The sequence below is a fragment of the Pseudomonas sp. M5A4_2d genome, from assembly GCF_053345295.1.
Genome location: NZ_JBKEZW010000004.1, coordinates 346,919 through 353,580, shown reverse-complemented (window position 1 = coordinate 353,580; position 6,662 = coordinate 346,919). Strand labels below are relative to the sequence as shown.

The 6,662-nt window shown below is 48.4% G+C and carries 6 protein-coding genes and 1 pseudogene; 1 reads left to right on the top strand and 6 read right to left on the bottom strand.

The window, feature by feature from the left end; translation table 11 throughout:
• Nucleotides 1-217: 217 nt before the first annotated feature.
• The 3 genes from ACLBW8_RS14775 to ACLBW8_RS14765 all read right to left on the bottom strand — a co-directional run bounded on the left by ACLBW8_RS14775 (nt 218) and on the right by ACLBW8_RS14765 (nt 3,192).
• Nucleotides 218-928 carry an ankyrin repeat domain-containing protein gene (locus ACLBW8_RS14775; RefSeq protein ID WP_447805660.1) on the bottom strand — a complete coding sequence of 237 codons (711 nt, stop codon included), beginning with the start codon at nt 926-928 and terminating at the stop codon, nt 218-220.
• A gap of 408 nt (nt 929-1,336) precedes the next feature.
• On the bottom strand, nt 1,337-2,350 hold the full coding sequence (locus tag ACLBW8_RS14770; protein ID WP_447805659.1) for an AraC family transcriptional regulator ligand-binding domain-containing protein: 1,014 nt from the start codon (nt 2,348-2,350) through the stop codon (nt 1,337-1,339).
• Between the two features lie 14 nt (nt 2,351-2,364).
• Entirely contained in the window at nt 2,365-3,192 is an 828-nt protein-coding gene (locus tag ACLBW8_RS14765) for an oxidoreductase (RefSeq protein ID WP_447805658.1), read from the bottom strand.
• Between the two features lie 471 nt (nt 3,193-3,663).
• Between ACLBW8_RS14765 and ACLBW8_RS14760 the strand changes: the two are divergent.
• Nucleotides 3,664-3,876 (top strand): annotated as a pseudogene (locus tag ACLBW8_RS14760) (hypothetical protein).
• A 268-nt stretch (nt 3,877-4,144) separates the two neighbouring features.
• Here ACLBW8_RS14760 and ACLBW8_RS14755 read toward each other — a convergent pair.
• Genes ACLBW8_RS14755 through ACLBW8_RS14745 form a run of 3 tightly spaced genes read right to left on the bottom strand, consistent with a single transcriptional unit; the run spans nt 4,145 to nt 6,658 of the window.
• Complete coding sequence (locus ACLBW8_RS14755) at nt 4,145-4,648, bottom strand: GNAT family N-acetyltransferase (protein ID WP_447805657.1); 504 nt, start codon at nt 4,646-4,648, stop codon at nt 4,145-4,147.
• A gap of 38 nt (nt 4,649-4,686) precedes the next feature.
• Nucleotides 4,687-6,039, bottom strand: a complete 1,353-nt coding sequence (locus ACLBW8_RS14750; protein ID WP_447805656.1) for a hypothetical protein — start codon at nt 6,037-6,039, stop codon at nt 4,687-4,689.
• Nucleotides 6,032-6,658 (bottom strand): JmjC domain-containing protein, encoded by a 627-nt coding sequence (locus tag ACLBW8_RS14745; RefSeq protein WP_447805655.1) that lies wholly within the window; start codon nt 6,656-6,658, stop codon nt 6,032-6,034. The genes ACLBW8_RS14750 and ACLBW8_RS14745 overlap by 8 nt, the downstream gene beginning before the upstream one ends.
• Between the last annotated feature and the right edge of the window lie 4 nt (nt 6,659-6,662).

Below are 6,662 nucleotides of genomic sequence, written 5' to 3'. Positions count from 1 at the left end.
ATCCGCGGCGTTATCCAAAGCGGGGAAATTTCTTACAGCATCAGGCTTATTCCCTGGATCACCTTATCACTCCCGCGTCGCACCGATGATGGATTGGACCGCCTGAATCTACAGGCCTGAAAGCACGAGCATTACAGCCCCATCGCCAATCATCCGTACCACTTTCGTACCAGTGCCATTCCCACTCACTGAAGCCATGAATCGTTCCAGGCTTGGATCACCTCAATTGTAGGATTTGAAAATCCGACTCAGGCTCCGGGGCCCCTCGAGCCCTCAATTCAGCGAATACTTCCGCAGAGCACTCACCGTAACCCCAATAGCCGAATTTGATAGCAGACATACCATCTTCCTCGCGAACATAAGTTGCATCCGCTCCCGCCCGCAGAAGCAACATCGCGATCTCACTACCCTTTTTCTTTCCTGCACTGCACGCGAGGAGCAAAGGAGTCATCCCGTTGCGATCGACCTGGTCAAGCGGTGCGCCCGCCTCGATCAGGAATTTCACAAAGGCGATACGAAGCCCGTCAACAGCCGCCTCCATAGCTCCGTCTAGACTCGCCCCTGCATCCAATAGCAACTTGACTGCAGGAATTGTCCCGTTGCGCACCGCCGAGCTCATTGCAGTAACGCCATACTTTCCTTTCAGGTCGACCTCTGCTCCGCGCTTGAGCAGCAATTTCGCAAGCTTTAGGTCGCCACGTCCGCAGACCGACGCCAGCGGAGAGAATTCACCATCACCATTGGGATTTCCTCCATGGTCTAGTGCATGCAGGAGTATTTCTTCCCTTCTGTAATGGGCGGCTTTGTTGAGCACCCTGTGCGGATCCGCTTCAAAGTCATAGTCATGCCCGATGAAATCCAGAAGCTGCTGGAGGTCACAGTCACGCATGAGATTGCTGAGATCGTTTCTAAAACTAAATTCGTCCATTCAGACAAGTCCATTTTTTAGAGGTGTGATTTCGGGTATTCAAAAGATGGCAAAACAGTAGCAGGCTTACTGAGATAGCCCAAGATTGAACTCCCTCCCACTAAAAAATATTGGAGCTTTGCATCAATAGGGGGCCATTGACACGCACCCTCCATCTTCTCATTCCAGTAGTGTCCGCGAACTCTAAGCAACTGAATTCAGGGTCTTTTCTAAACGTGGCGATGAAGGAGACATTCGAAACTACCCGTTCGCGTTTTTCGAAACCAAGGCCCCCGGTTTATAAGGGCGGCAGCCCGGGATATCGGGGTTAGATATCGGGGTCAGACCACGCTATACGGCGCAATTATCTCCTTAAGATCCGCGATTTTATCCAAACGACAAGCAGTAAAAAATCATCCTCTAAAATCACTAGGAGTAAAAAACGTTGCCTGCCCATTGAGAACGGTAGACTCCAGGTGTAATCCCCGACCACGATTTGAAAGCACGGTGGAAGGTGTTTCCGTCCTCAAAACCCAACAGGTACGCTACTTCAGCAAAGCTAATTTGCGAACGGCTCAAGTAATGCTCGGCAAGACTGCGCCGCGTCTCCACCAGCAACTTTTGATAGCTGCTGCCTTCAAGCTCCAGCGCGCGCTGCAAGGAGCGTTTGCTCGTCGCCAGCCGTTGTGCGACCGCATCGATGCTCGCCTGGCCGCTTGGCAATAACTCAAGCAGCAAACCCTGCACACGCTTGCGCACGCTGGCGGTGGCGTCCAATTCACTCAAGCGCTTGTCCAGCAGCGGCTGAAAAAACGCCCACATGGGTTGGTTTGCTGTCAGGAAAGGCCGCTTTGAATCACTGTCGCTAAACCTGATTGAAGGCTTGGGGGCCACCGTGACAGCGCAGCCGAAAAACGCTTCGTAAGGGCGGCAATCATCGGGTGGCGTCGGTAATTGCACACGTATCGGGCAGATCCGATGACGGGTTGCCAGGCGAGCCAGTTGAGTAAAAAACACCAGCTCCGTCATTACGGTGCTGGCAGGCCATAACGGCACCACCTTCGGAAACTCTACACTCACCTCCATGAAGGCCGCTTGCTGCTCAATGTGCAACACCAGAGGCCCGATCAGCGCCTTATAGCTGGCAAGTCGCCGCAGGGCGACCTCCAGGTTCGGGCTGCACAAGCTTGCAAATAGGGGAGGGTCAAACGCTTCGGCGGTAATCGCTTTGCCTATGATCAATGGCAGTGCTTGCCCTTGGGTCAACTGCTCCAGTGCGAGCCAAAGCTGGCAATACTCTATCGGGTCCACGCTCGCATCTGGCCGGGCAAAAAGGTCATCGGGAAGCTTGGCAAGCCTCAGCACATCGGCAACGTTCGCGCCGAGATCAGCAATGACCAACGCCCACCCCGGATGCACCGAAAATTGCGTAGCAGGCCTCATAGGTTTCGCTCCTGTCACCGCACCATAGCCATCATTATCTTGTCGTAAATCCGGTCACCCAGCCATTTGCGGATGGTCATCAGTGGCCGCGCATATTTACCTCCAACATAGCGTGTTTTGGGATGGGCGCTACGCACAGCCTTCAACACCAGGTCGACGATGACCTGGGGCTTGGACAGCGAACCGGGTTTATACGACTGCCGCGTGGCAGCGGCGACCTTCTGGGCCATGGCATGGTAAGCACCGTTTTCCGAGCGGCGAAGCATGGGTTCCAGCATGACCGCCCCAAACTCGGTGTCGATCGCGCCCGGTTCAATCAAGACCACGTTGATACCGAACTGTCGAAGCTCGAGGCGCAAACAATCCGACCATCCTTCCAGGGCGTGTTTGGTGGCGTGGTACCAACTGCCTAGCGGGGTGTAGACCTTGCCCCCCATGGAGGAGATATTGATGATGAGGCCTTTGCCCTGGCTACGCATACCCGGCAGCAGGGCCTGCGTCAGTCGTGCAAGCCCGAACAGGTTCACCTCGAATTGGTAGCGAGCGTCATCGATCAGGGTGTCTTCCATCGCCCCGTATAATCCAAAACCGGCATTATTCAGAAGCACATCTACCGCACCGTGCTGACTTTTAATGTGGGCAACCACTCGCTCCACATCCTGCTCGCGGGTGATATCCATCGCGAGTGTAATCGCCCCCAACCGACGCAGTTCCGTCATTTGATCCACGCGCCGGGCGACGGCGTAAACGACCATGCCCTCCCCCAACAACGCCTGTGCGAACGCCTTCCCCATCCCGGAAGAAGCGCCCGTTACCAGTGCTACTCGACTTGATTGCTTCATGGAACAAACCTCCGCCCGACTCAATGTGAGTGAAGGTTATCGCCAGGTCAGGACAGAGGCATTGGTAAGACACGCCAGTTGGCATACCAATGACGCCAACTCGAAGTCGTCGACACGGAAGCTCCGCCAGGTCCCCCACAAACACCCGACATTGGCCCCAACCAAGCTCGGGCGTAATACGCGAACGCCTGTGGGGATATCGGGGTCAGACCACGATATACGGCACAATGATCTCCTTGAGATCCGCGGCGTTATCCAAAGCGGGGAAATTTCTTACAGCATCAGGCTTATTCCCTGGATCACCTTATCACTCCCGCGTCGCACCGATGATGGATTGGACATAGCCTTCCTTAAAACCACCACCAGCTATGCTTACCGGGCTTTGTGCGTTTGGCCTTGTAGCAACTTCTAAGCAAGCATCAATTTGGTAGGCCTCTGCTATGCTTAGGCCTTTTCGATGAGATAGCACACATGTCAGGGGAATACTCACTCCCGGATTTGCTTGAACGAATGTACGAGAATCAGCTCGCGTAAGAAGCTGCTCTGATGGAATTGGCTCTCCTAAGCGAAAAGCAAGGCCTGGATGAAATTGGCAATAACATACGCGGGGCGCTATTCGTGATCGGCGAAAATGCTGGGCACATCAAGCAGGGCCTGGCGAAGTTACGAACCAATCGTCCCTAACAAAACACACCTGGATTGTTCTGTAGTACTTCGCTTGTTAAGCCCCAACCCCATGTATTTATTTAGACTCTATGTAGCCTTCAGTTAATGAATGGGATTATTTTTCGCATCCCAATTTATGCTGCCTGCTAAAGATGATGGGGGGGGGGGGGGGGGGCAATCCAATTGATTGATGATTGGCACAAATTCTCAGCTGAAAGATTTAAGGTTAACTCAGGCTGGCCTACTTTCTTAGCAATTACGTGTAAAAATATCGTTAAAATACATTTTAAGCAGAAGATCCAATCATTGACATTTGAACAATATTTTCGTATGCACCATCTTTCTTATAATCATCTATAAAAAGCCCATCGAAAGTCATCCCAACCTTTTCTAAAACTTTTCGTGACGAAAAATTCCTCTCAAAGCACTGCGCAAACACTCTATGTATAGAAAGATCTTGAGTAGCAAACTTTATTACAGCCTCCACTGCCTCAGTACAATAACCTTTACCCCAATGTTCAGGGGAAACCCAATAAGTCAATGCACATCTAGAGTGAAACATTGAAATACCAACTAAACTAACCGCCCCGATTATATATCCCTGCAACGTGATCGCCATCACAAGCGCCCTTCCTGAAGACTCCATCTGATCGTGCGACTCAAACCATTTGATAGCTTCTGCTTCGGGGTAAGGATAGCTCAATGAGCCCATATCAGCTGCTATTTTCGAGTGATTGATAGCCTCATAGAACGACTTGAAGTCCTCAGCTTTGAATGCACGAATTTCCAATCTCGAAGTAACCAATCTAGGTCGTAGCAATATCATTTTTATATCCTATTAAATTTTTCTGCCCATAGACCACTATTTATACGCCGAGATACCGACACGGCATAGTAGGACGACATAAGAAGCATCAAAGTAAAATAAATCGCTCCAGAAAGATTATCACTTATTGTTAAAACATAAAAGAAAATAAGCGCAAGCACCCTTAACCTCACAAACTTAAACGTCAGGTCTTTTTGAAACCGGGCATCTCCCCTTAATATGGCCTTAGACGTATAACTTATAAAAAATGCCACACCCACAAGAGCAGATGTTACAAAGCCCAAATAACACAACTCAACATAATCTAATACCTTAAGTAGATTTAACTGAGATACCAGCACTATAAAGCTACAAAAAAAAGCAAATCCTCCAAGAATTTTTGCATACAATTTAATTGCCTTCGCGATATCCTCTGAGTGGTTTGCACCGCGTGCGTGAGCGCTTGCTAAAGCAACTCCACCTGAAGTTCCCAAAGCAAGCCCCAGCGAGCTAAAAACATTGCTTACACTGCTGACGGTAGCGTTCACTATCAATATAGTTGGCGTCAATGAAAGCACTAAAGCCTGAACTAGCACCAACCCATTACTGACAATAGAGGCAGAAACATAATCAAGAACATCAGTAAATAATTCCTTACCACTGAAATTACTTTTATCTGGAGACTCCGTTGAAAAATGGGGCCATATATCTTTGACATACACTATAAAAATAAAAATATAGGCTACAGCCATACCCACCCGCCCATATAAAGCAGATGCTGCTATATTATGTATCTGTGCACTTTGTAAGAGTACCTGGTATGAAGCGCACGCCACAGTTACACCAACACCAAAAAAAGTGATCGCCAGTATAACCACGTTTTTCTTAAGAGCTACGACTAGCAAATACAACGGAACTGAGAGGGTTAAGATCGCGCAGTCCACCCAATAATAAATCATATACTCAGCCAACTCATCTGAGTCAACCCTTGACAAAATTGGGGCAACAGCCAGCCTTTGAAAAAAAATTAGAACAAACCACAACATAATAATTAGCACAATCAAGTATGGATACGCTCTTAACATCGTAAAACAAACAGATCTATGATCCCCTTTAGCTATGTGGGAGCTAATTCTATATCCGATTGGGTTCGTAACAGCGAGTACCAAAGCCGTATAAAAAAGGCCTAGGCTAGCTGCGTATGTTAAAATTAGAACCTGATGAGAAAGAGAGACAATAGCTATCGTAAGTAACACAAAGGCTTGAGTACTGGAGATTAAATTTGCCAATAGGAGAGGTGAAGAAACCTTCATATGCTCCATAAATCTGAACTGAGCATTTGCAAATCTAACGCTCGATAGAATTGATTCAATCATAATCAAGCCATATACTCAGATGGACGGAAGGTAGATCGTTGCAGCGCGCTCTGTGAATAGTCCCCTTACGCATAAAAAAATAAGATCCGGGTTCTAATGTTGTCCGCTGCTCAACCGTATGCTTATTTGCATGCTCGCGAGAGGCAAAACTTATTTGATCTGAATCAAACCCTAAACAGCTCTCTTCTGGCAATGGCCGCCAGAAAAACCACTCTTTCTCGCCTGAAACTTGTATTATCAAAAGATCATGATCGTCTGAATGAGCAGGCAGAGCAAACGCGCCTGGCGGTGTGAAAAACACATTCAACTGCACTTTAGCTTTTGGAAAACTTTTCTGCACTTGGTTGTAAAACTCTAAGCAGCAAGCATCGTAATACTCGACACGTCTCAAATAAAGAGTGCAACCCTCCTTTGAATAAAGTGTCCTTATCAACAATAGCATCTGCTCCTTGCAGGATCTAAAATATACAGACTTTTTACAACTACTGCCTTCCTTAATTACAAGAAAATCCCTCAAACCCACATCACCAAGAAGAATTTCACTTAGCCAATCCATTGAAATTTTTGGAACGTTCCAAGGGACATGTTCAACACTTACTACTCCATGCTGAAATTCCATATAG

Excerpts from the sequence above, each read along its gene's own strand:
- ACLBW8_RS14775 (WP_447805660.1), bottom strand. The coding sequence starts at position 928 with ATGGACGAATTTAGTTTTAGAAACGATCTCAGCAATCTCATGCGTGAC.
- ACLBW8_RS14770 (WP_447805659.1), bottom strand. The coding sequence starts at position 2,350 with ATGAGGCCTGCTACGCAATTTTCGGTGCATCCGGGGTGGGCGTTGGTC.
- ACLBW8_RS14765 (WP_447805658.1), bottom strand. The coding sequence starts at position 3,192 with ATGAAGCAATCAAGTCGAGTAGCACTGGTAACGGGCGCTTCTTCCGGG.
- ACLBW8_RS14750 (WP_447805656.1), bottom strand. The coding sequence starts at position 6,039 with ATGATTGAATCAATTCTATCGAGCGTTAGATTTGCAAATGCTCAGTTC.
- ACLBW8_RS14745 (WP_447805655.1), bottom strand. The coding sequence starts at position 6,658 with ATGGAATTTCAGCATGGAGTAGTAAGTGTTGAACATGTCCCTTGGAAC.